This is a genomic window from Meiothermus taiwanensis WR-220 (assembly GCF_003568585.1).
Lineage (GTDB): Bacteria > Deinococcota > Deinococci > Deinococcales > Thermaceae > Meiothermus > Meiothermus taiwanensis.
In genome coordinates this window covers 433331-456779 of sequence record NZ_CP021130.1, presented here as the reverse complement: position 1 = coordinate 456779, position 23449 = coordinate 433331, and the positions used below count along the sequence as shown (strand labels likewise).

Sequence of the window (23449 nt, the reverse complement as noted above, 5' to 3'; positions counted from 1 at the left end):
ATGCCCTCGTGGGGGTCTGTATAATCGCTTGTGGTGTCGTTGCTGGACGACAAGTTCACAATTCTTGGTGAGGAGCCTGCCCAGGGCTTTTTGCGCGTCTATCAGGCGCAGATACCCGAGGGCCTGAAAGGACATTTGTATTGGTTCGAGGTGCATACCCCTGAGGCCCGCACCGCTTTCCACCGCTACAAAAATGCAATTCGGCGGCTGGAAAACCAGGGTTTTTTACCGCAAGGGGTGCTGGTCTCGGCCAATCCGGGGCGCTACTATGTCTTCTGGCCCGAGCAGCCCAAAATCGCGCTCAAACCCCGGCGGCTCCGACCAATTCTGGAGCTTCTCGAACCCTTTGGTTACCAGGAGAGCGACCTCGAGGCCACCGAGGTGGATGGGCGGCCCCTAGTGGGGAAACTGCACCCACAACTTACCCCAGCCCCCACCGCCACAAACCGCACCAACCCAGCCACCCTGCCCCTTGACCCCTCCACCGTCCAGCCTCAAGAACACCCGTCCAGGATCGAGATGCCCCGCAAACCTGCCCCCCGTGCCCACCTCGAGACCCGGCCCCGCGCCCCACAGCGCCTTCACTTTGGAAGCTGGCCCGGCTGGCTTCCGGGCTTGCTGATGCTGGCCCTGGGAAGTCTGGCCCTCTGGCAGGCCACCAACCGCTACCTGAACCCGCCGGAGTATGTGCTGCCCGACCTGGTGGGCAAAACCCCCCGGCAGGCCCTGGAGGCTGTGCGCAGCTACGGGTTGAAGGTGGAGTTTACCGAAGGCAGCGATGTTTCGCTGCCCAAGGATCAGATTCTGGAGCAAACCCCCGATCCCGGCACCCGCGTCAAGCCAGGGCGCAGGCTGGAGCTGGTGGTCAACAAACCCCGCCTCGGCAGCGTACCCACCGTGAGCGGGCGCTCCCTCGAGGATGCCCGCCAGGCCCTCGAGGCCGCCGGTTACCGTGTCGCCGGGATCACCCGCATGGCCTCGGGCGACACTGCCGATACCGTCCTGGCCAGCATTCCCAGCGAAGGCCAGCCCCTGCGCCCCGGCGAGGGGGTGCGGCTCCTGGTCTCCACCGGAACCCGCCCGCCGGTGCGCGAGACCCTGCTGCCCGACCTAACCGGCCTGACCGAGGAGGAGGCCCGTTACATCCTGACGGTGGCCGAACTCCAGGCCCAGGTGGTGCGGGTGGCCTCGGGCGCGCCCGACGGGCTGGTGGTGGGCCAGGAACCCGGCCCCGGCGTGGTGCTGCCCCGTGAAACGGTGGTACGCGTTCTGGTGGCTGCCCAGCCGGTGGCCACCCTTCCCAAAGCCTCCCCCTTCGCCCCTGCTCGCCTAGAGGCACCCCCGCCCCCCGAGCCCGCACCAGCACCCACCAACCCGAACATAAACCAGCCCAGCCCCACACCCACACCCACCGGGCCGCAAGAACGGCGGGTGAACGTGAGCTACACCCTGCCGGAAGACATCCCCAACGCGGTGGTGATCATCACCGTGCAGGACGAGGTACTGGTCAACACGGTGTTTGAGGGGCCGGTGCAGCAGCCCTGGAGCTTTAACCAGGAGATTGTGGTGCGCGGCAGCGCGGTGCTGCGGGTGGTGGTCAACGGGCAGCAGGTGCTGGAAAGCCCGTTATGAAGGGGGCCTGGGCCGAGGCTCTGGCCTGCCAGCACCTACAGGCCAAGGGCTATGTGTTGCTGGGGCGGAACAAACGCACCCCTTTTGGTGAGATTGACCTCTGGATGCAGGACGGCCCCACCTATGTGGCGGTAGAGGTCAAGCAGCGTAGCAACGAGGCTTTTGGTAGCCCCCTCGAGGCCCTTACGCCCACCAAGTACCGGCGCATCTACCGGTCGGTGCTCTATCTGCTGGGCCGGGACGATGCGGCGGTGCGGCTGGAGGCGGTTCTGGTGTATGGAACCCCTCGGCGGTTTCGCCTCGAGCACCTGCTTTTGGAGCCATGACCCCTGCCCAGCCGGTTGGCCAGGTCGTGGAGGCCATCCCTGAAGGGCGGGCGACAGGCCCTTTCCCCAATACCGGAACCTGCTTCCATATTGCCCTGGGCCGTATCGGCTATTCTGGAGCAGATGTACAAGAACCTCCAGGCCTTCATCCGCGACCTCGAGCGCCACGGAGAGCTCGTTCGCATCAAGGAGCCGGTCTCCTGCGAGCTGGAGATCACCGAGATCGCCGACCGAATGGTCAAGTCGGGCGGCCCGGCCCTGCTGTTTGAAAACGTCGAAGGGCGCGACTTCCCGGTTTTCATCGGGGGGTTCGGCACCGCCGAGCGCACCGCGCGGGCCATGGGCGTGAAACGCCTGGACGATCTGGCGGTGCGGGTGGCCCAGCTGATGAACCTCAACCCCGGCAAGGGCGGCCTCAAGGCGGCCCTCGCCCTGCTGCCCAAGCTGCGGGAGCTCAAGGGCTTCTTCCCCAAAAAAGTGCGCGGCGGGCCGGTGCAGGAGGTGATTTGGCGGGGCGAGCAGGTAGACCTATTTAGAATGCCCATCCTCAAGTGCTGGCCCTTAGACGGCGGCCCCTTCATCACCCTGCCGCTGGTGATATCCAAAGACCCGGAAACGGGCGAGCTTAACCTGGGCATGTACCGCATGCAGGTGCTGGACAAGCAGAGCACCGCCATGCACTGGCAGCTACACAAGGTGGGGCGGCGGCACTACGACAAAGCCAAAAAGCTGGGGAAGCGGCTGGAGGTGGCCGTGGCCCTGGGCGGCGACCCCATCCTGACCTACGCCGCCACCGCCCCCGTGCCCCCCATTCCGGGCGTCAATGAGTTCAACCTGGCCGGATTTCTACGGGGGCAGCCGGTCGAGCTGACCAAGGGCGTTACGGTAGACCTGCCGGTGCCCGCCGAGGCCGAGTTCGTGCTCGAGGGCTACATCGACCCTGCCGAGGAGCTGGTGCTGGAAGGGCCTTTTGGCGACCACACCGGCTTTTACACCCTGGAAGACTACTACCCCCGCTTCCACATCACCGCCATCACCCACCGCAAAAACGCGGTTTACCCGGCCACCATCGTGGGCCGCCCGCCCATGGAGGACGCCTACCTGATCGAGGCCTCCGAACGGCTCTTTCTGCCCGCGGCCCAGCTCATCCTGCCGGAGATCCACGACTACCACATGCCGCCCGCCGGGGTGGCCCACAACTGGGTGAACGTGAGCATCGAGAAGCGTTACCCCGGCCAGGCCTACAAGGTGGCCAACGGCCTGTTTGGGCTGGGCCAGATGATGTTTGCCAAGGTGATCGTGGTGCTGGATGCGGGCGCTCCCCTGAAGGGGCCCGAGGCCCTGCAAAAAGCCCTTCTACAGGCCGTGCCAGGGCGCGACACGCTCATCTCGCGCGGCCCCATCGACGTGCTCGACCATTCCTCCCGCGCCATGGGCTACGGGGGCAAGCTGATTGTGGACGGTACGGCCAAGCTCGAGGAGGAAGGCGGCCCCCTGCCCTTTACCCTCCAGGCCCACCCCAGCCTGCCGGGCATCCCGGGGGTGCGGCAGAAGCAGCTGCCGGGCATCTGGATGGTCACCTTCGAGAAAACCCGCCCCCACCAGGCCAGAGAGATGGCCGAGCGCCTGCTGGCAGCCCCCCAGAGTGCCGGCATTCGGCTGCTGCTCCTGACCGATGCCGACACCGCGCTCGAGTTCGACGAGGTGATGTGGGCGGTGCTCAACAACATTGACCCCGAGCGCGACGCCTGGGTGCTGCCGGGGGTGGAGGGCCCGGTGCTGGTGCTGGACGGCACCCGCAAGCTGGCCGAGGAGGGCTTTACCCGCCGCTGGCCGCCCAAAATTGTGATGTCCCCCGAGATCGTGCGCCGGGTAGACGAGCGCTGGAGCCGCCTGGGGCTGCCCCCCTTGCCGCCCAGGGATGTGCCCGTGGGGCAGTCCGGAGGCAAATAACCCAGCAACCCCCTCTGCCCGGCGCTATGCTCGAGGCATGAAGACCCTTTTGCTTGGCTTGCTGCTCCTGCTGGGGGCTCCGGCCCTGGCCCAGACCCTGGTCGAGGTGACCACGGTGGCGGCCATCACCTCTAGCCTGGATGCCAGTGTGCGCTTTCCCTCCGGCTCCTTTAAGGCCGGGCGCGGCAGCGAGGCCATTGTGGCCCGCATCCCCGATGCCAGCCGGTTCAACCTGGAGGTCTACGCGGCCAGGGGCGTGGCGGCCCGGCTGCAACCCGGCTTTGTCCAGCAGATTCTGACCGGCTTTGCGGCCGCTGGCTACTTCGTGGAAAACCAGCAGGAAACCCAGGTGGCCGGCGAGGTGCGCACCCGCTACAACCTGCGGAACGAGGCCGGCCGGGCCGCCCTTCTGTTTGTGGTGCGCAAGGGGGACGAGCTGGTTTTTGCCTTCGGGGTCGCCAAGTAGAGCGGGGGCTTCTTTAGGAGTAGGCTGGCTCTCATGAACACCGTGCGCTGGAGCACCCTCGAGGCCGCCCTCCCGCTGAACGAGTTGCCCGCTTTTCACCGGGCTTTCCTCAAGCTGCACCGGCCCGAGCTGGCCGCCGAGACCCTCCCGCTGCGGCGTGTGCAGCAGTATGTCCACCAAACCCTGCTTTTGTTGGTCAAAGAAGGCAGAGCCAAAGCCGTGCAGGGTGATTTCGAACTCGTGCCGGACTGCATTCCCCCACCATACCGCCCATAGAAGCCCGCCGCGCATACCACCGCAGGCAATTTCCGGCTAATATATTGGGCGTTATGCGCGTCATCGTAATAGGGGCCCGGGCGAGCCTGCTGGCGCAAGCCCAGACCCGCTGGGTGGTGGAACGCCTCAAAGAAAACTGGCCCGAAACCGAGTTCAAAATACGCACCATACAGTCCAAAAACGCCTCTGAGCAAAGCGCCGCCGAAGCCTTGCGACAGGCCCTCAGCAAGCGGGAAGTGGATATTGCCGTGTATTCGCTCAAATACCTGCCCACCCAGGAAGCACCCGGCCTCCGGCTGGTGGCGGTGCCCAAGCGCATGGAGCCCCGCGAGGCCCTGGTCGGGCGCAGCGCCAAACGCCTGGAGGATCTGCCTAAAGGGGCCGTGGTGGGGGTCAACAGCCTGCGGCGCAGGGCCCAGTTGCTGGCCTACCGCCCCGACCTAAATGTGTGTGATCTGGAGGGCGACGTGGACGACCGCCTGAGCGCCCTCGGCACCGGTGAGTACGACGCGATGATCATTGGAGCGGCCAGCCTGCTGCGGCTGGACTTGAGAAACCGCATCGACCAGCTTGTGGACCCCGAGATCATGCTGCCTGCACCCGGCCAGGGAGCCCTGGGCCTCGAGGTGCGCCAGGGCGACGACTGGGCCGAGGAGCTGGCCTACAGCCTCAACCACCGGGCCTCCTTCGTCCGAACCATTGCCGAGCGGGCCTTCTTGAAGGCCCTGGGTGCGGGCGACGGGTGTGCCGCCGCCGCGCTGGCCACCCTCGAGAGCGACGACACCCTGCTGCTGCAAGGGGTGGTGGCCTCACCCGATGGCCGCGAGCTGATCCGGGCCGAGATCGAGGGCGACGCCGAAGAAGCCGCCGAGCTGGGCCACGACCTGGCCCAGGATTTGCTGGCCGAAGGGGGGCGGGAGCTGCTCAGCGCAGTACCTGCACCACAACGCTGAGGCGTTTTGTATCCCGGCTTAATTTCCTCAGGGGTTTTGTTGTAAACTTGAGCTTAATAGTCGGGATTCAATACGCACCCCGGCCAATCCCCGAAGGATCGCTATGAGAATGAAGCGCCTAACCAAGCAGCGTAAAGCCGTGCTCGAGGTGGTTCGCAGCGCCAAGGGCCACCACCCCGATGCTGCTTGGGTCTATGCTGAAGTACGCAAGCAGGTACCCAGCATCAGCCTGGGTACGGTGTACCGCACCCTGGACGCGCTCACCGAGGAGGGCTACCTGGTGCCGCTGGCCCGACCCGGAGAGGCCCTGCGCTACGAGGCCAACCTGGACGGCCACCTGCACATGGTCTGCCGCAAATGCAACCGCTTCTTTGACATCGTGCACCCGCTGCCCGACCTGCTGAGCGAGGTCAAGGCCAAGTACCCCGCCTTTGTGATTGAAGACGTGCAGGTCGAGTACCAGGGCCTCTGTCCGGCCTGCCAGGCCGCTACTGCAAAATAAGCCGGGCCAGCTCGAGGGGCTTTTCCTGCTGGGGTAGGTGGCCGCAGCCAGGGATCACTTGAAGTTGTGAACCCGGTATCCGGCCTTGCAGGGCCCTGGCGGCCTCGAGGGGAATTACTGCGTCCTGCTCGCCCCAGACCAGCAGCGTAGGGGTTTTTATCTGTTCTAAGCGGGCCGAGCCCAGCAGGCTCTCCAAAGCCATCCAGCGGAAGGTGGAGAAGTAGGCCCGCCGCTGGTCGTCGCTCCAGACCCGATCCCAGACCCGCTCCCGCAAAAACTGGCGGTCTTCCGGCGGCAGGGCCTCCAGACTGGCATAGTAGGGCCGCAGGCTCTCAAAAGCAGCCTCCTGTGAGCGGCGGAAGCTGTTGTATAGCTTTTCACCCTGGCCCGGAATCAAAAACATGAGCTGCACCCGGTTGAGCCGGCCCCGCACCGGCGGCCCCCCCACCAGCACCAGCCGCCCCACCAGGTCGGCGCGCCGCTGGGCCACCCGCAGGGCCACCGCGGCCCCCAGCGAGCTGCCCACCAGGACGGCCTGCGAAACCTTCAGGCTTTCCAGCAGGGCGGCCATTGTATCGGCAAAAAAGTTGAGGGTGTAGGCCCGCCGGGGGTGCTCCGATCGGCCAAACCCCGGCAGGTCGGGGGCCACCACCCGGCCCCGCCCGGCGAGCAGCGGAAACACCTTACGCCAGCTATCGGCCTCGTCGCCCAGGCCATGAATCAGCAGAAAGGTGGGGTCTGGGGCTTGGGCCGGCCCCGAGTCGTAGAGGTGCAGCCCCACCCCGTTGGCGCTGATCCGGCGTTGGTAGGGCCTCAGATGATCCGGAACAGTAAATTTGGGTCTCATAGGTTCCTAAATTGCCTCCGCCAGGCGCCGGAAGGCCTCGGGCAGCTCGGGCCGGGCCCCGCCGTTGGCCCAGCTAAAGCGCAGATCGCTCAGGCTGCCCGGCCCTATCCCCATGCCCTGGGGGAAAAGCCCAGTGTAATCCAGCGGCCCCTGCACCTCTTCTCCGCCGAAGGTTTCTGCAAAGCGCTGAACCTCGAGGGGGTGCCCAAAGTGAAAAGCATGGGTATAGGCCAGGGCCTGCCACAAAAAGCGGGGCCGGATGGGGGGGGTGGAAAGCTCACCTGTTCGGCGCAAAAACACCGAGGCCCGCCCTGGGCGCAGGCGTAGGGTGGCCTCGAGCACGTCCCCTAGCGCCCCAAAACTGCCCACGAAGGGGCGCACCAGGTCGTAGCCCTGCACGTTTTTTACGGTGAGGCCCCCAGCCTGGATGATGTGCCCCTTGGGCGACCTGAACTTAAGCCCCAGCACCTCGCTGCCCATAAAAAAAGTCTGGGCGAAGCCGCCGCGCTTGAGCAGGCCGTCCAGGCCCCCCGGCAGTTCGACCGGGGGAAAGGGCGGAAACAGCCCTTGGGGCAGGGCCGCCCAGACTTCCAGCAACGGCGTGTCGCCGCTGGCGATGAGGTACTGGTCGGCGGCGGAAACCCGGAGCACCGGCACCCCTCTATGCTATTCAGTTGGGCCTAGCGAAACAACCCACAGCGTTCGGGGTAGGGGTCGGGGATGCGGCCCGGCTGGGCGGAAAAGCCCATGGCGTAGCCAGCCCTGGTCTCGGGCCAGCCCAGCAGAAAAGGCTCACCGGTGCGGGCAAAATTGAGCCACTGGGCCTGCAAGGCCTGGGCCAGGGGGCGGGAGCTTTCCAGGGCCTCCTGGGTCAGGAACAAAGCCAGCGCAGGCCAGCTCCTCTCGGTTCCGAAGAGCAGGGGCAGCTCGATCCCGTGGAAGCTCCCCAGCCCCTCGAGCACCGGCGAGGCCCAGTCCACCAGGTAGCTGTAGGTGGGCGCATGGGCGGCCTGGGCAGCCCCAGCGGCCAGCGTGGGGCAGAGCAGAATCCGGTCGGTCTGGAAGTAGGCCCAGGCCTCGGCGGGGGAAGCGGAACGGGCCCGGTAAAGCTGCTCGGCTCGAGCCCCCTGCCCCGGCAGCTTTTCTTCCACACGCTTTACAAACCCGGCCCAGTCCGAAGGGCCCACAAAGCGCTCCCCCCAGGTCTCCTGGGCGGTGGCCCCGACCAGCAGGGGCACCCCCGCCGCATCGCCCTCGCGCAAAGCCTGGAGGGGCAGTTTTTTCAACCAGACCCCGTCCAGATGGGGCTTCCAGGGCACCTCGGCAAACTCCCCGGCCTCAACCCTTTGCAAAAGCGCCCCGATGCTGCGGTCTTCGGGTGGGAAGAGGCGCTCCAGGGGAAGCCGGCGTAAACAGGCCAGATCCCCCGCCTCACACCCCATCTGGGCCGCCCAGCGAACCCCCCAGGCCAGCCCCTGTTCCAGGGTGCGCACGTACCCGCACCCCCCCGACTGAATAATGGCCTTGTGGAAGAGGCCCCGGGCCGCCGGGGCCGCCAGCAGGGTGCAGACCGCCATCCCCCCCGCCGACTGCCCGAAGAGGGTCACGTTCTCGGGGTTGCCCCCGAAGGCGGCGATGTTGCGCTGCACCCAGCGCAGGGCCTCGAGCATATCCAAGAGCCCGTAGTTGCCGGTGGAGCCGTGGGGGTCCTCATGCCGCAGCGCGGGCAGGGCCAGCCAGCCCAGCGAACCCAGCCGGTAGTTGAACCCCACCACCACCACCCCCTGCGAGGCCAGGGCCGTGCCGTCGTAGAGGGGCTCGGCCCAGCTGCCGCCGGTGTAGCTGCCCCCGTGAATAAAGACCATCACCGGGTAGCCCTCAGGCGGAGGGGCGGCCATGGGCATCCAGACGCCCAGGTTCAGGCAGTCCTCGCTCTGGGGTGGGAGGTAGCCCCCCAGGCGGGTGGTGAAGACCCCGCGCTGGGGGCAGGCCGGGCCCGGCTGGGTGGCTTTGAACACCCCCTCGAGGCGCAGTACCGGCCGCGGGGCTTTCCAGCGCTCGGCCCTGGCATAGGGGATGCCCAGAAAATAGGCCACCTGGGCCTGCGGGTTGTAACCACCCTGAAGGCGCCCCTGGGGGGTGAGCACAAAAACCGGGTGCCCCCAGGCCATGCCCCACAAAACCGCCAGAACCCCAATCCAGCGCATGGGCCGGTTTTTTCCTGTGCTTTAGGATATCACCACAGGTAGAGCAAGGCTATTTTGAAGGGGTAGCGGTCGGAAAGGCCCACCTCGAGGGCCACCGGGTCAAGGTAGAGCCGCCCCCCCAGGCCATAGGCCAGGTTAAACCCTCCTTCGATGCCCAGCCCCAGATAGCCCGAGATGGCCCCACCGGGAATCTCGAGGCTGGCCACCGGCCCCAGGTGAAGACCAAACACGTTCCCCACCGTGTTGAAGCTCACATCCAGCCCCAGGCCTGCCGAGAGTGAAAAATCGGCCACCGTAAGAGCCGGCAGCAGGTTGGCCTTCAAAAGCGCCCAGACCTCCAGCGCATCAAAGCTGGTGGGAACGATAACCTCCACATCCAGCCCGGTGTCTATTCCCAGCGGGCTGAAGGGCAGGCCCGCGCTGCCCTGCAGCATCAGCCCACGCCCAATCCCAAAACCCACCCCTACGGTGTTCTCGGGATAGGCCGGGGCCTGGGCCAGGGCAAGACCAACCACCAAGACGAGCAAAGCAAGCAGTCGCTGCATAGTTCCTCCAAACGCTGCTTCATCATACCAGGACAGTCCGCACTACCCTAAAGCCCGCGCCAGCAGCCGGTGAAAGTGGTGCACCCCCTGCTCCCGCTTGACGCTAAAGCGCCCTCGGTCGTAGAAGCGCGACTTGACCCCCTTCTGCACAGCCTCCACCACCACCTCGTCTTCGCGCTCCACCCGGTCGAGGGCGGCCCCGGCCCCGGCGTCCAGCTTGCTGGCATCCCACACATAAGGCAAAAACGAGACCTTGGTAAGCTCGGGCCCCAGCGGGCGCACCACGTTAACCGAAAGCCCCCAGGGGTAGAAGTTCAGCATCAGGTTGGGGAAAACCCAGTAGTAGTAGGCCGCGATGCGCTGGCCGTAGTCGGGTGAGTCCTTGGGCAGGTCGAAGCAGGGCTCGCCGGGGGCCGCCACCCCGAGCTGCAGGTTGCACCAGTCGTAGACCTCGGTGGTGTAGCTGCCGTAGTCAATGGCGCTATTGAGCGAGGCGTGGATGTAGGGGATGTGGAAGCCTTCCAGGTAGTTGTCGCAGTAGAGGGCCCAGTTGGCCCGCACCAGGTAGTCGCGGGCGCGGGAGGGCTCGAAGTAAAACTCGCGAAAGGGCAGCCAGCCCACCCGCTCCTGCACAGGGCGCAGCACCTCTTGCAGCGAAACCGGCGGGTTCAGGCTGGCAAACAAAAACTTCCCCTGGCCCCAGGTCTCGAAGGCCACCCTGGGCAGGTCGTCCTTGGGGCTGGGGAACCCCACCACCCCCTCGAACTCCGGCATGGCCTGGAAGCAGCCATCGAGCCCAAACCGCCGCCCATGGTAGCGGCAGCGCAGGTAGCGGGCGTTGCCGCCGCTCTCGGCCACCAGCATCCCCCGGTGGGTGCAGACGTTGGAGAGCAGGTGCAGCTGATCCTGGTGGTCGCGGGTCAGCACCAGCGGCTCGTCCAGGCAGCCTTCCAGCAAGGTAAAGGGCTTGACGGTGCCGGGGGCCTTCAGGTCGTCGGTGTCGCCCACCCACTGCCAGCTTCGGGCAAACACCTTCTCTTTTACCGCTTCGTATACCTGAGGGTCTTGGTAGAAGCGGGCCGGAAGGGTGGAGGCCTGGGCGATGTCGGGGTGAACCTCGAGGTTGTTCATGGTTGCTCCTTATGGTGCTTGGAATCGAGGGCTCAAAAGACCAAACCCGTACAGCCTCCCGACTGTACGAGGGCGAAAGGGGTTTTATTTACCCGCGGAAATAATGGCCCTGGCAAAGCGCAGTTGTTTGGTTGGAATATCCAGCCAGGGGTGCATAGGGCAATTATAAAAGCAAAGCCCCCGCGCCTCCAGCGGGGGCCTATGGGCAAGGGGGCGCTATCTGCCCCACTCCAGCTTGACAACCATCTCGGCGCCGCGGGGTGCTACCTTGACCTCGAGCCTATCCCCACCCCGGCGGTACTCGGCCTCGTAGGCCAGATTCTTCTTGCCCCCCTTGGACTTGAAGCTCACCCTCACCCAGCCTTTGGAGGTCAGGTCGCGGTGATAGTAGCTGAAAATTTGCTCCAGATCGCCACCACGGTAGGCCACGCGATACTCGGTGTCGTCGCGGTCTTCCCAGTTCACCCAGTACCCCGGCATGGGCGAGATGAAGTAGATGGGCGGCCTGGGCACCACGGGCTGCGGGTTGACCGCCTGGCGGGGCTGCACATTGTAGCGCACCACTGCGCTTACCCAGTCGCGCTCGGGCAGCGGGGTAACCACAATCGAGAGCGCCCTGGCCAGGTTGCTGGCCCCCTGCACCCGCATCTGCCCGCTGCGAATATCGGCAATCTGTGCGAGCGAGAGCGGCTGGCGGCTGGCCACCGCCAGCACCTGGTCTACCCCCGCCGGCCCGCCGATGGTGAACTCGTAGCGCGCCCCAGGCTCCGGGAAGCTGTAGGTCTCCCCCGCCCGCAAATAGTTGCTGGGGCTATAAGGGTTGGGCAGGATCAGGTCGATCTGCCCATTGGCGTTGATGTTGAAGAGGTAGACGTAGGCGTTCTGGTTGACACGGGTGTAAATCCGGATCTTGTCGCCAAAAAAGTAGGTCGCGTTGCCCAACCCCGCAGGGTCGCGGTCTACCCAGGTCTGCACCTCGAGGTCGGTGGGCAGCGGGTTGACGATAATGCCCTGGGGGCTCAGCACCGGCGTGGCATAGGCCATCAGGCCCAGCAGGCTTGTTGCCATCAGTCGCTTCATCTCCTTCCTCCTGCTTCAAAGGTAGGAAAGAGACGACCCAGTGCTATGAAGCCCGCATCAGCAAAGCTTAATCCTGGCGTTGAGCGATTCTTTAGCCGGTCTTTGGGAAGCCTGGATATAGCAGGAAGCAATGGCACCCTGGTTGCGCCAAAACCCCCTTTATGCAAAGGGTGCATAAAGGGGGTTTCTCGTTCTGGACGTGGTGGGCGACGAGGGACTCGAACCCCCGACTTCATCCTTGTAAGGGATGCACTCTACCAGCTGAGTTAGTCGCCCGTGTGGTGACCCCAAGGGGATTCGAACCCCTGTTACCGCCGTGAGAGGGCGGCGTCCTAGGCCACTAGACGATGGGGCCGCTGGAGTCGCTCCTGTTGTGGGAATGAACCCATCAACAAGACCGTTCATCAGAGTAACATAGGGCCGCCCATTCGTAAAGATAAACCCCCGAACCTGCGCAGGGGCGCGCTGGATATGGAGCTTGTCTTCAGAAACCCCGTCGGCCCACCCCTCAATGGGCCACTCTTACCAGACTCGGTTAGTCCGACACCTTCCAGTGCCGAGCTAAGCAAGTGCTCAAAATAGCCTCTAGAAGTCTTTGCCGGGTGGGTACTCGACCCTGAAGGCCCGCTCATACCGGATTCAAAAAGATAATCTTCAAACAAGAAACATTCAGAGGCTATCTCTTTGAATCCTAGAGCACACCCCTCGCTACGCTCGGCGAAGAAAGCGTATCCCTTCCAAGGGGCGGTATCGCCCTCCGCTACGCGGATAACTTCGGTCGGGTTAGTTCGCCGCCTTCCGGTGCCGAACTAACCAAATCTGGTATCAAACCCCGTGCGAAAGCCTGAACCATAAACCGTAGAATCACCGTAAAACGGACAACCGGAGGACTGATCATCCTCCGGTTTTGCGTCCTGGACTGGTGGACCGCACAGGACTCGAACCTGTGACCAACCGATTAAAAGTCGGTTGCTCTACCAACTGAGCTAGCGGTCCAATTTTTTAGGCCTGTGGAGCCAACAACTCCCAACAGCCTTAGAGATTATAGGCAAATGGCCCGAAGTTGTCTATAGCGTGGGCACACCAAAAAAGCCGAGGGCCGGAGGTATTCCGGCCCTCGGTTCAGGGGAAACTACCAGATGTAGAAGATAGTCACAATGAACAACCAGACCGCGTCCACCAGGTGCCAGTACATCGAGGAGCCCTCGAGGGTGCCCTGCTCGTGACTGTCAATCTTGCCCGCCAGACCCTGGGCATAGGCCAGGGCCAGACCGGTACCACCGATCAACACGTGCGCCCCGTGCAGACCCACAATCAGGAAGAAGGCAGTGAACCACAGAGCCGCCTTCTGGGCCGCTTCCGACTGGCCGGCAGCATTCAGGGCTTCCACGTAGTGCCCCGAGGCAATGGCAAACTCCCAGATCTGGAAGAGGAAGAAGACCACCCCCAGCAGGATGCTGATGAGCATCCCCAGCTTGAAGGGCGAGAACTTGTTGGTGCGCAGATCGTGGTGGGCGTAGTGAACGGTGAAGGAGCTGGCGACCAGGAAGAAGGTGTTGAGCAGGGCCAGCCACAGGGCCGGGCGGTGATCCTCGGGCGGCACCGCCGCGCCGGTGAGGCGCAGGTACAGGTAGCCCGCAATCAGAATGCCGAAGAGGGCGATCTCCGAGACGATAAACCAGGCCATCCCCACCCAGGCGTTGGACTTACCGGTGACGGTGTGGTGCACCACCGGGTGGTCGTATTCTTTACGCAGCGCCCACTGGAAGAGGCTGTAAATAAAGAGCACCAGCCCCACCGCCAGCCAGCCACCCCAGCCCGCGACCCCACCCACTGGGGCATTGCCCAGATTGGGGGCCAGCGAGATGCCAATGCCGGTAATCAAAAGGCCCACAGCGGTCATGAAGGGCCAGACAGTAGGGGCCGGCAAGTGAATGGTGGCCGGGTCTACTGGGGTTGGCTTGAGGCCCTCCTTCTCCCAGTCGTAGAGGGGCCGCTCAGACTTGAAGACGGTGGGGAACTGCACGGCAAAGTTATACGAGGGGGGCGGTGAGGAGGTGGCCCACTCGAGGGTGTACCCACCCCAGGGGTTGTCGGGGGCCTTGACGTTCTGGCGGAAGCTCTGAACCATAGCAATGAGCCAGGCAATACCGCCCAGAGCCAGAATTACCGCCCCAACAGTAGAAGCAAAGTTCAGCTCGTTCCACAGGTACAGCCCGTCGGGGTAGGTGTAGTAGCGCCGGGGCATCCCCAGGAAGCCCAGCACGTACTGCGGCATGAAGGTAATCAGGTAGCCCACCAGGAAGAGCCAGAAGTGCACCTTACCCCAGAACTCGGGGTACATGCGCCCGGTGATCTTGGGCCACCAGTAGTAGAGCCCCGCGAAGGCTAAGAAGCCCGAACCGGCCATCAAGACGTTGTGGAAATGGGCCACCACGAAGTAGCTGTCCTGCACCTGGTAGTCGAAGGGCACCACCGCCAGCATGACCCCGGTAATCCCCCCCAGCAGGAAGTTGAACATGAAGCCCATCACAAAGAGCAGCGGGGTCTTGAAGTCGAGCTGGCCGCCCCACAGGGTACCCAGCAGGTTAAAGATCTTTACGCCGGTGGGCACCGCCACCAACACGGTGAAGAACACAAAGACCAGCTGGAACAAGAGGCTTTCGCCCACCGTAAACATGTGGTGCGCCCAGACCAGAAAGCCCACCACCGCGATGCCCACCAGGGCAAACACCATAAAGCGGTAGCCAAAGACCGGCTTGCGTGCGAAGGTCGAGGACACCTCGGCGGCGATGCCCAGGTAGGGCAGCAGCATGATGTACACCGCCGGGTGGGAGTAGAACCAGAAGAACTGCTGGAACAGCACCGGGTCGCCGCCGATGACAGGGTCGAAAAGGCTCAGGCCCAGCTTGCGGGAGAGCAGCACGGTCAGGCTGGCCGCGGTGATGCCGGCCAGGGCGAAGAGGGAAAGCATGGAGGTTGCGAAGATCGCCCACACAAAGATGGGCATCTTCCACAGGCCCATCCCCTTGGCCCGCAGGTTGTAGACCGTGGCGGCGAAGTTGGCCGCACCCAGCAAGCTCGAAAGACCCACCAGCAGCACGCCCATCATGAAGAAATCGGTGCCCAGGCCGGTGGTGCGCGAGAAGGGGTAATAGAAGGTCCAGCCCACGTCCGGCGCCCCACCGAAGAACAGCGAGGTGTAGAGAAGCGCCGCTGAGAACACAAAAAGCCAGGCCGCAAAGGCGTTGATGCGCGGCAGTGCCACGTCCCGCTCCCCTAGCATCAGGGGCAGGATGAAGTTCCCAAAACCCGACAGCCCCGCCGGAATGATGAAAAAGAAGAGCATGGTGGCGCCGTGCAGGGTGAGCACCTGGTTGTAGGCGTCCCCTACCAGGAACTGCCGCTCGGGGCCTGCCAGCTGCCAGCGGATGGCCACCGCCATCAGGCCGGACAGCCCAAAGGCCACGAAGGAGGTGACCAGGTAGATCATGCCGACCTTCTTATGGTCGCTGGTGGTCAGCAGATCCCAGACCGCGGCCCAGAATCCCATACGGGAAGTGCTTTGTGGTGTTGCAACAGCCATAGTTGGTTCAATCCTCCCGTTAGAACTTCTCCAGCTTGCTAAAGTCGAGGCCCTCCACCTTGTGGCTCATCAGGTAAGCGGCGATGGCCTTGACATCCTCGTCGGACAGGTTGGGGAAGGCCGGCATCTTAACGCCGGGCTTCATGCCGGGGGAGTTTTTGATCCAGGGCTCGAGGTACTCCGGCACATTGGGCCACATCCCGGCCCCCACCGTGGTGCGGTTGCCAAAGAAGGTCAGGTCGGGGTTGCTCGGCGCCCCCTGGGAAACCCCCTTGAGGGCGTGGCAGCCCGCACACTGCTGCTTGTAGAGCTCCTGCCCCCGTACCAAGGTTGGATCGGTGGGCTGGGCAGCCTGGAAGGCCCTGGCCCCTTCAATCCAGCGGTCGAACTCCTCCTGCGGGACTACCTTGACCCTGAAGCGCATGTTGGCGTGGGAGGCCCCGCACAGCTCCACACACTGGCCGTAGTAGGTGCCGATTTTCTCCGGGGTCACCTCGATGTGCGTGACCACACCCGGAATGGCATCCCGGGCCCCCACCATGCTGGCGATGCGGAAGGAGTGGATAACGTCGTAGTTGGTGCCATCCCCGCCGGTAATCTCGAAGCGCACGGGCTTACCGACCGGCAAAATCAGCTCATTGGAGTTGCGAACCCCGTAATCCTTGTAGTGGAAGTCCCACCAGAACTGCCAGCCCCGCACCTCCACCACCATGGCCCCCGGCGTCGGGCGATCCAGTTTGAACATGCTCTGAGCCGTAAGACCAAAGATGATAAGCACAATCACTGTGGGGATTACCGTCCAGGCCACCTCGAGGCGATCGTTGCCGTGCAGCTGCTCGGGTTCGCCAGTCTCTTTACCAGTGCGCCGGAACTTAACGGTTACGTACACCAGGGCCCCGGTCACCACCACAAACACCAGGGCCGCAAAACCCATGACCCAGACCAGCAACCCCCGGACTTCCCGGTTAAAAGCCGAAGCATCCCGATCCAGGATGTTAAGGGTGTGCCCCCCGGCCTGGCCTGGCTCTGCTGCTAGCACCAAACCCAGCAACAGCAGGACGATCAAACCTAAACTTCGTTGCAGCATTCCTCGCATCCTCCCTTGGTCTTGGGGTATTCTATAGCATTTTATTTGGAACCATTTTAGGATACTCGCCTCCAAGCATCCTATATCCTATCCCGATAGGATATTTTAGCTACATCCACAGGGCCCGGTCTATGGCCATCGCGACAAATAGTAATGCCAGGTATAACATCGAGTACTTATACAGCGTAAGCATCCAGTTTCGCGCCAAGGTTCGGTATAAGCGCCAGCTATACAGCAAAAGCAAGCTGTTGAGCAGCAGTGCCGCCAGCAAATACACCCAGCGCAGCTCGCCCATCAGCACCGGGATAAGGGTAATGACAGCGGTCAGAATGGCATAAAGGCCTATCTGATAGGCCGTCTCGCGCTCACCACGCACCACTGGGAGCATGGGAACGCCCACCGCGGCGTAGTCGTCTTTGATCATGAGCGAGAGCGCCCAGAAATGCACGGGTGTCCAGAAAAAGATAATCAAGAACAGATACCAGGCAAAAAGGCTCAGTCCACCGGTCACGGCGGCCCAACCAACCAAAGGCGGGAAAGCCCCGGCAGCCCCCCCAATTACGATGTTGCTCCAGAAACGGCGCTTCATGTAAAGGGTGTAGACCAGCACGTACCAGCCCAGCCCGGCCATAGCCAAAAGCGCGGTGGTCAGGTTTGCACCCCACCACAGCAGTACAAAGGAGAGCAGCATCAGGGTGGTAGCAAAAAGGATGGCATCCCGGCTGCTGATCTTATCGGTAACGGTAGGGCGCTGGGCCGTGCGCTTCATGCGGCCATCGATGTCGCGGTCAATGACCATGTTGAAGGCGTTGGCCGCACCAGCCGCCATATAACCGCCCACAAAAACCACCAGGAACAAGCCCAGGCCCGGCCACCCACCTGCGGCAATGAACATGGCCGCCAGGGTGGTAAACAGCAGCAGGCTGATGACTCGAGGTTTGGTTAGCCAAAAATAGTCCCGCCATGTGGCGCGCTCGGTGCTAGCAATAGAAACCACCACAGCAGTCTACCTCGCTTTAGCCACTTCGGCCCTAGATGGCCTCACAGGGTAGCCCAGGCTGAGGGCCGAGACCGTGAGCAAGAGCCAGGTCACCCAGATCAGATCGGAAAGCAACAGGTGGGGAAGCTGGGTGTACAGCGGGGCTGCTTGCAGCACGTTAAGATAGCCCACCCCAAGCTGCAGGATAAACAGAAGGCCGGCCATGCGGGCGAATAGTTTGGTGTGGCGGCTGGGGCGCAGCAATGCAACCAGGTTGGCCACCAGAACCACGTACACGCTCACCACCACCGCGATAAAGGGGTGGTAGATGCGAAGCTGTACCAAAAAATGCTCGCCGGGGGTGAGCGCCCGCCCCACCGCCTCGGCGGTGTTGCGCACCGGGAACAAGGCATCGCCCAGAGAGGTCAGGGCCCCGGCCGCTGCAACCAGCAGGATGCCCCCAAAACCCAGACCCAGGGCCCAACCCATCAGTCCCTGGCCTTGCAAGACCGGGCGTTGCTCGGGGTGGCGCGACCACCAGGCGGTGAGGGTCAGCGCACCGATCAGGAAAAGGGTGTTGATCAGGTGAACGGGTGCCACAATGGCCCGCGCCACGCTGGCATCCTCCCCTACCAGCCGGAAGAGCACCAGCCCGGCCCCCACCAGGCTCTCGGTAATCATGAAGAACATGGCAAGACCGGCCCCCAGCCGGGCCAGGTGGCCCTTGGGAAAAGCCCGGCGTGACCAGATCAGAAGCCCGATGGTCAGGAGCAGCGAAAGACCGCTGGTAACCCGGTGGAAAAACTCGATGAAGGTCTCGAGGCCCCTAAAAGCGGGCAGCACTTCCCCGTTGCAGGTGGGCCAGTGGGCACCGCAGCCATCCCCGGAGCCGGTGGCCTGCACCACATCGCCCCACAAGATGACCACCAGGGTAAAAACCACCACCCCCCAAGCGTAGTAGGTAAACCGTCGGTTGGACATAAGGAAAAGACCCCCCCTGGGGGCAGTGCCTTTATTCTGCCAGAAGGCCCCAGGATGCACCATTAGGACAATTGTCCCGGCAGGCGCAGGGCCCAGACCCACCGGCCCTGTTCTACAGGGCCGGCCTTATAGCGGAAAAGATAATCATCCAAAGCAAAGACCCCCCAGAGGCCATCTTTTTGAATCCTTCACCTTCGCCCTCTATGGATTCGCATTGCCGTCCTAGTTTTGGGTATCCAGGGCTTGTGGACATCATCCAGCGGTGGCCTGGCTGCAGCCCGCTCACCAGGCGGCTAGACCGCGGCGCTTATCGCGTTTCCACAATTACCTGCCCCACGGTGGCAGGCAATTTACCCAGTACAGCTAAATACGCTGTGCTGGGTATGTGTGGGAAACGCTCTAGTGGTTATGCATGGGCAGGGTGGTGGGATCAAAGGGAAGGAGCGTTCCCCCGCGCTCGAGCAACCAGCGTTTCATCGTTTGAATTTCACCCGCCTGGCTCTGGCCCATGGCCTCGATAAGCCGGCGCGAGAGGCCTGGGGACTGCACCTCGGCCAGACCCTGCTCAATCATGGGCAGCGCCCCCTGGTGGTGCCGAATCATAAGCTGCAAAAACCTGATCTCGGCCTCGCGGCCCTGCAGGGCCAGCAGCTCGGCAATCTCTTGCTGCGAGGCCATGCCCATGGCAGCAGCGGCCTGGGGGCTGGGGCGTTCAAAACCAATCGTGAGCTGCCGCCACCACGGCAGCCAGCGCCGCATCTGGGCGATCTGGGCGGCCTGGGTCTGGGCCACATCCTGGGCAAAATAGCGCAGGTTCTGATCGGTGGCTCGAGGCTCCAGAATTTTAGCCAGTTCAACCGCCTGGGCATGGTGGGGAATCATGGCCAGGGCAAAGCGCCCCTCGGGCGTAAGCGGCTGGGCCAGCAGCAAGCCCAGCACGCCCAGCACCAGCCCAACCAGGCCCCACCTGAACAGTCTGTGCAGCAGCGGGGTAGCCTGCATGAATTCCGATTCTAGCCACCGCGGCTGCATAACAAAGGTAACCGATGCACCGATTGCCTCGAGCCGACACGGCTTTGATTGACACCCCGTGCAAAAGTTGTTATTTTGAGTCGGGAAATAAATAGCGGAAAGCCTTAACGGAGCATGCAGGATGCCTAAGTACCTCGAGCACACCCCCCTGGGCAGCACACGGCAATTACGGCGCTGGCACCGCGCACGCATCCTGCAGGCCATCCGGGCCGAGGCCGGCATCTCCCGCCTCAAGCTGGCCCGCAAGCTGGGCCTCTCGCCCTCGGCGGTGACCGAGGTGGTGGCCGAGCTGTTGAACGAGGGCCTCCTGACCGAGCGCCCCCTGCCCCCCACAGGCCAGGGCCGCCCCTCGGTGGCCCTCGAGGTCGAAGAGAAGCGCCACCTGGCGCTGGCCTGGGAAATCGACGTAGACCGGATGGCCGTGGCCCTTCTGAACCTGAAGGGCGAGGTGCGGGCCCGGGTGGTGCTGCCCCCGGCCCCCATGCAACTGGACGAGGCCCTGGCCCTGCTCCAGCAGCACACCGCCCCGCTGCTGGCGGGGGTGCGGGTGCTCTCGGCGGGCCTTGCCCTGCCGGGGCTGCTCGAGCCCGCCCAGGGCCACCTGACCCTGGCCCCCAACCTGGGCTGGGCCGACCTGCCGCTGCTCGAGCGCTTCCAGGAGGCCCTGCGGTCGTTGGGCCTGGTGGGGATCCCGGCCGTTGTGGAAAACGAGGCCAACGCAGCCGCCTACGGGCTGTACGCCCTGGGGGGGCTGGCCCTCGAGCACTGCGTCTACCTGAACCTGGGGGTGGGCGTGGGGGGCGGGGTGGTGGTGGAGCGCAAGGTGTACCACGGGGCCCGCTTCCACGCCGGCGAGGTGGGGCACATCCCCCTCGACCCGGAAGGCCCCCCCTGCCGCTGCGGCAAACGGGGCTGCGCCGAGGCTTTCCTGAGCTACCGCCGCTGGCAGGAAGACCCCAGCCCAGCCCGCCTGCAGGAGATGGCCGAGCGGCTGGCCCAGCTCTCGGCCATGGTGCTGGCCACCCTCGACCCCGAACGCATCGTGCTGGGCGGGCCCCTCATCGAGGCCACCGGTGAAGCCCTGCTGGAAGCGGTGCAGGCCCGGCTTCCCCGCTATGCCCTGGCGGTGCACGACCCCGCGCAGATCACCGTCTCGCCCCTGGGCCGCGAGGCCGCCCTGCTGGGGGTGGGCGCGCTGGCCGCCGATGTGTTTATAGAGCAGATGAGCTACGAGGAGGCATAATGTACGAACCCAGACCCGAGCACAAGTTCACCTTTGGCCTTTGGACGGTAGGCAACATCGGGCGCGACCCCTTTGGCGAGGCTGTGCGGGAACGGCTCGAGCCCGACTACGTGGTACACAAGCTGGCCGAGCTGGGGGCCTACGGGGTCAACCTGCACGACGAAGACCTGATTCCCCGCGGCACGCCCCCCGCCGAGCGCGAGGCCATCCTGCGCCGCTTCAAGAAGGCCCTGCAGGAGACCGGCCTTAAGGTGCCCATGGTCACCGCCAACCTCTTCTCCGACCCGGCCTTCAAGGATGGGGCCCTGACCAGCCCCGATCCCTGGGTGCGGGCCTACGCCCTGAAGAAGAGCCTCGAGACCCTCGACCTGGGCGCCGAGCTGGGGGCCCAGATCTATGTGGTCTGGCCGGGGCGGGAGGGGGCCGAGGTGGACGCCACCGGCAAGGCCCCGCGGGTATGGGGTTGGTTCCGCGAGGCCCTCGACTTTATGGCCGAATATGCGGAGGAGCAGGGCTACAACTACCGCTTTGCCCTGGAGCCCAAGCCCAATGAGCCGCGAGGCGACATCTACCTGCCCACCGTGGGCAGCATGCTGGCCCTGATCGGCACCCTGAAGCACCCGCAGCGCTTTGGCCTCAACCCCGAGTTCGCCCACGAGACCATGGCCGGGCTCAACTTCGTGCACGCGGTGGCCCAGATTCTCGATATGGGCAAGCTCTTCCACATCGACCTGAACGACCAGCGCATGAGCCGCTTCGACCAGGATCTGCGCTTTGGCTCGGAGAACCTCAAGGCCGCGTTCTTCCTGGTGGATCTGCTCGAGGCCAGCGGTTACGACGGCCCCCGCCACTTCGACGCCCACGCCCTGCGCACCGAGGACGAGGCCGGGGTCTGGGCCTTTGCTAAGGGCTGCATGCGCACCTACCTGATTCTGAAGGAGAAAGCCCAGGCCTTCCGGGCCGACCCCGAGGTGCAGGCTTTGCTCGAGGCCTACTACCAGGCCGACCCCGAGCCTCAGGCCCTGCTGGGGGCCTACAGCCGGGAAAAAGCCCAGCGGCTCAAGCAGCTCGAGCTGCCCGAGGCCCGCCGCAGCCGCGGTTATGCCCTGGAGCAGCTCGATCAGCTCGCGGTAGAACACCTGCTGGGGGTACGGGGATGAGCCTGGTGCTGGGCCTCGACCTGGGCACCAGCGGCCTCAAGGCGGTGGCACTGGATGCCAGGGGCCAGAAGGTGGCCGAGGCCCGGGCGGCCTACCCCCTCCACACCCCCCGCCCCGGCTGGACCGAGCAAGACCCCCTGGACTGGGCCCGCGCCGCCCAGGAAGCCCTGCGCGCCCTCTGCGAGCAGCTGCCGGGCGCCGAGGTGGTGGGCATCGGGCTTTCGGGCCAGATGCACGGGGCGGTGTTCCTGGACAAAGCCGGGAACCCCCTGGGCCCGGCCCCGCTCTGGAACGACCAGCGCACCGCCCGCGAGGTCGAGCAGATCGAACAGGCCATCCCGCGCAGCGAGCTCATCCGGCGCACCGGCAACCCGGCGGTGACCGGCTTCCAGCTCCCCAAGCTGCTCTGGCTGAGAAACCAGCACCCCGAGCTATTTCGCCGGCTCTATAAGGTCTTGCTACCCAAGGACTACCTGGCCTTCCTACTAACCGGCGCCCTATCCAGCGAGTACTCCGATGCCTCGGGCGTGGGGGCCCTGAACTTAGCCCAAAAAAGCTGGGATCGCGAGGTTCTGCAAGCCCTCTCGCTTTCCCCCGACCTTTTCCCCGAGGTGGGTGAAAGCCAGCGGGTGGTGGGGCACCTGAGCCCGGCCTGGGCCCAGGCCACCGGGCTCAAGGCGGGCCTCCCGGTGGTGGCCGGGGCCGGCGACAACGCCGCCGCGGCCCTGGGCCTGGGGGTCTCGCGTTACCGCGCGGGGGTGGGCAGCCTCTCCCTGGGCACCAGCGGGGTGATCTTCATCCCCACCGAGCAGCCCACCCCCGAGCCCGAGGGCCGGGTGCACCTGTTTGCCCACGCCGACGGGGGGTACCACCTGCTGGGGGTGACGCTCAGCGCGGCGGGCAGCCTGGAGTGGCTGCGGGGCCTCTTTCCCGAGGTGGGCCTGGAAACCCTGCTCGAGGAGGCCCGCCAGGCCCCCCTGGGCTGTGAGGGCCTGTACTTTCTGCCCTTTCTGGCCGGGGAGCGCAGCCCTTACCTGTCCCCCCACCTGCGCGGGGCCTTCCTGGGCCTCTCGCTGGCCCACCGCCGGGGCCACCTGGTGCGCGCCGTGCTGGAAGGGGTGGCCCTGAGCCTGGGCGAGGTCTACCGGGTGATGCGCCCCCTGGCCAAGGCCCAGCGGCTGCTGGCCACCGGGGGCGGCTCGGCCTCCGATCTGTGGCTGGCGCTGGTGGGCGGGGCCCTGGGGGTTCCCATCCACCGGGTGGTGGGGGATGAGGGCGCAGCACGGGGCGCCGGAATTCTGGCCCTGGTGGGGGCCGGGGTGTATCCCAGCCTCCGCGAGGCCCTGGAGGCCACGGCTCCCAGTGAGCAGCCCGCCACCCCCCCGCTGGAGGGCCTTGAGGCCCTCCGCAAAGCCTATGCCCAGGCGGTAGAAAAGGTGCTCGAGCTATACAAAAACTAACCA

The 23449-nt window shown here is 64.6% G+C and carries 19 protein-coding genes, 3 tRNA genes and 1 pseudogene; 10 read left to right on the top strand and 13 right to left on the bottom strand.

The genetic code is table 11. From position 1 onward, the window contains the following. The first annotated feature begins 33 nt into the window (after positions 1-33). From MTAI_RS02370 to perR, 7 genes are all read left to right on the top strand, one after another. A complete protein-coding gene (locus MTAI_RS02370; RefSeq protein ID WP_223299679.1) occupies positions 34-1632 on the top strand; it encodes a PASTA domain-containing protein in 1599 nt (532 codons plus the stop codon). Further along, positions 1629-1958, top strand: a complete 330-nt coding sequence (locus tag MTAI_RS02365) for a YraN family protein (protein ID WP_027887474.1) — start codon at positions 1629-1631, stop codon at positions 1956-1958. Before MTAI_RS02370 ends, MTAI_RS02365 begins: the two co-directional genes overlap by 4 nt. A 123-nt stretch (positions 1959-2081) precedes the next feature. Further along, positions 2082-3911: a menaquinone biosynthesis decarboxylase gene (locus MTAI_RS02360; protein ID WP_027887473.1), complete on the top strand. Its 1830-nt coding sequence runs from the start codon at positions 2082-2084 to the stop codon at positions 3909-3911. A gap of 37 nt (positions 3912-3948) precedes the next feature. Beyond that, positions 3949-4377, top strand: a complete 429-nt coding sequence (locus MTAI_RS02355; RefSeq protein ID WP_027887472.1) for a hypothetical protein — start codon at positions 3949-3951, stop codon at positions 4375-4377. A gap of 33 nt (positions 4378-4410) precedes the next feature. Further along, the gene (locus tag MTAI_RS02350; RefSeq protein ID WP_027887471.1) at positions 4411-4653 is read left to right on the top strand and encodes a hypothetical protein; all 243 of its coding nucleotides are present in this window, start codon (positions 4411-4413) and stop codon (positions 4651-4653) included. A 53-nt stretch (positions 4654-4706) separates the two neighbouring features. Continuing rightward, positions 4707-5606, top strand: coding sequence for a hydroxymethylbilane synthase (gene hemC, locus MTAI_RS02345; protein ID WP_027887470.1), 900 nt, complete (start codon positions 4707-4709; stop codon positions 5604-5606). Between the two features lie 103 nt (positions 5607-5709). Continuing rightward, a complete protein-coding gene (gene perR / locus MTAI_RS02340) occupies positions 5710-6108 on the top strand; it encodes a manganese-dependent transcriptional regulator PerR (protein WP_024049921.1) in 399 nt (132 codons plus the stop codon). Here the strand turns inward: perR and MTAI_RS02335 are convergent. From MTAI_RS02335 to MTAI_RS02270, 13 genes and pseudogenes are all read right to left on the bottom strand, one after another. Next, entirely contained in the window at positions 6095-6955 is an 861-nt protein-coding gene (locus MTAI_RS02335) for an alpha/beta fold hydrolase (protein ID WP_027887469.1), read from the bottom strand. The genes perR and MTAI_RS02335 overlap by 14 nt on opposite strands. 6 nt (positions 6956-6961) lie before the next feature. Further along, the gene (locus MTAI_RS02330; protein WP_036196938.1) at positions 6962-7606 is read right to left on the bottom strand and encodes a DUF5639 domain-containing protein; all 645 of its coding nucleotides are present in this window, start codon (positions 7604-7606) and stop codon (positions 6962-6964) included. Between the two features lie 29 nt (positions 7607-7635). Next, complete coding sequence (locus MTAI_RS02325; protein ID WP_027887467.1) at positions 7636-9162, bottom strand: carboxylesterase/lipase family protein; 1527 nt, start codon at positions 9160-9162, stop codon at positions 7636-7638. 29 nt (positions 9163-9191) lie between these two features. After that, complete coding sequence (locus MTAI_RS02320; RefSeq protein ID WP_027887466.1) at positions 9192-9707, bottom strand: hypothetical protein; 516 nt, start codon at positions 9705-9707, stop codon at positions 9192-9194. A gap of 42 nt (positions 9708-9749) precedes the next feature. After that, complete coding sequence (locus MTAI_RS02315) at positions 9750-10838, bottom strand: aromatic ring-hydroxylating oxygenase subunit alpha (protein ID WP_027887465.1); 1089 nt, start codon at positions 10836-10838, stop codon at positions 9750-9752. A gap of 216 nt (positions 10839-11054) precedes the next feature. Next, the gene (locus tag MTAI_RS15670; protein ID WP_027887464.1) at positions 11055-11918 is read right to left on the bottom strand and encodes a DUF4384 domain-containing protein; all 864 of its coding nucleotides are present in this window, start codon (positions 11916-11918) and stop codon (positions 11055-11057) included. A gap of 200 nt (positions 11919-12118) precedes the next feature. Continuing rightward, positions 12119-12194 (bottom strand) — tRNA-Val (locus MTAI_RS02305). A gap of 3 nt (positions 12195-12197) precedes the next feature. Continuing rightward, positions 12198-12273: transfer RNA gene (locus MTAI_RS02300), tRNA-Glu, on the bottom strand. Positions 12274-12838: 565 nt separating this feature from the next. Then, positions 12839-12914, bottom strand: a tRNA-Lys gene (locus MTAI_RS02295). Between the two features lie 136 nt (positions 12915-13050). Continuing rightward, the gene (locus MTAI_RS02290) at positions 13051-15504 is read right to left on the bottom strand and encodes a cbb3-type cytochrome c oxidase subunit I (protein WP_027887463.1); all 2454 of its coding nucleotides are present in this window, start codon (positions 15502-15504) and stop codon (positions 13051-13053) included. Positions 15505-15523: 19 nt separating this feature from the next. Continuing rightward, positions 15524-16591: a cytochrome c oxidase subunit II gene (coxB, locus tag MTAI_RS02285; protein ID WP_027887462.1), complete on the bottom strand. Its 1068-nt coding sequence runs from the start codon at positions 16589-16591 to the stop codon at positions 15524-15526. A gap of 109 nt (positions 16592-16700) precedes the next feature. Further along, positions 16701-18551: pseudogene (locus tag MTAI_RS15200) on the bottom strand (heme o synthase). A 399-nt stretch (positions 18552-18950) separates the two neighbouring features. Continuing rightward, positions 18951-19553: a DUF305 domain-containing protein gene (locus tag MTAI_RS02270; RefSeq protein ID WP_027887459.1), complete on the bottom strand. Its 603-nt coding sequence runs from the start codon at positions 19551-19553 to the stop codon at positions 18951-18953. 151 nt (positions 19554-19704) lie between these two features. Between MTAI_RS02270 and MTAI_RS02265 the strand changes: the two genes are divergently transcribed. From MTAI_RS02265 to xylB, 3 genes are read left to right on the top strand one after another with little or no spacing between them, the layout of a single operon-like run. Beyond that, positions 19705-20826, top strand: coding sequence for an ROK family transcriptional regulator (locus MTAI_RS02265; RefSeq protein WP_027887458.1), 1122 nt, complete (start codon positions 19705-19707; stop codon positions 20824-20826). Continuing rightward, complete coding sequence (xylA, locus tag MTAI_RS02260) at positions 20826-21986, top strand: xylose isomerase (RefSeq protein ID WP_027887457.1); 1161 nt, start codon at positions 20826-20828, stop codon at positions 21984-21986. The genes MTAI_RS02265 and xylA overlap by 1 nt, the downstream gene beginning before the upstream one ends. Continuing rightward, a complete protein-coding gene (gene xylB / locus MTAI_RS02255; protein WP_027887456.1) occupies positions 21983-23446 on the top strand; it encodes a xylulokinase in 1464 nt (487 codons plus the stop codon). Before xylA ends, xylB begins: the two co-directional genes overlap by 4 nt. The last annotated feature ends 3 nt before the right edge of the window (positions 23447-23449 follow it).